At 42.9% G+C, this 641-nt stretch carries 1 pseudogene; it reads left to right on the forward strand.

What is annotated here, in order from left to right:
* Positions 1-327: pseudogene (locus tag H4J76_RS20335) on the forward strand (IS110 family transposase); the annotation flags it as partial.
* Positions 328-641: the final 314 nt, after the last annotated feature.

A 641-nucleotide genomic window follows, 5' to 3' on the forward strand; every position in this document is an offset into this window, starting at 1 on the left:
CATTTAGGTGCTATTACCAAATGCGGTAACAGCCGTGCAAGACGACTACTGGTCGAAGGTGCACATTCGTATAAACACAACGCCAATATTTCAAAAGAAATGCAATTAAGACAAGAAGGCTTAAGCAAAGAAATTATTGATATGGCTTGGCAAGCTCAACTGAGGTTGTGCCGCCGCTATCAACGACTCATGCATAAAGGCAAACATCGTAATGTGGTCGTTACGGCCATCGCCAGAGAAATGATCGCTTATATTTGGGCTATTTCTCGAGAGGTAGTGCTACCAAAAATTGATGTGAAGCTAAGAATATCGAGAGTACCTGCATGAATAAAAGTTTTGAGTTAGCGCATGGGATCAAGCATCGGGTGTGGCACAATCACCGACGGCGTTAGGACGGCAATAGCCTAACGGCTATTGAACCGCGAACATAGACTGAAGACAGGTGCCACGACGAAATGAGTAAGGTAGGCGCTGCTAGCAAACAAGTTAGTAATCCACGAATATCAGCATGATAACCGACGAAATTACTTGCTTCATTCTATGCGTTAACTCACTTAATACTAAAAGTGAATACAATGGTTCTGAAATTAATGAACAAGGATCAGTGTATTTAACTTGACGTGGGGAGTCATACCAACGCC

Origin of the sequence: Colwellia sp. BRX9-1, from assembly GCF_014077195.1 — a bacterium.
GTDB lineage: Bacteria > Pseudomonadota > Gammaproteobacteria > Enterobacterales > Alteromonadaceae > Colwellia_A.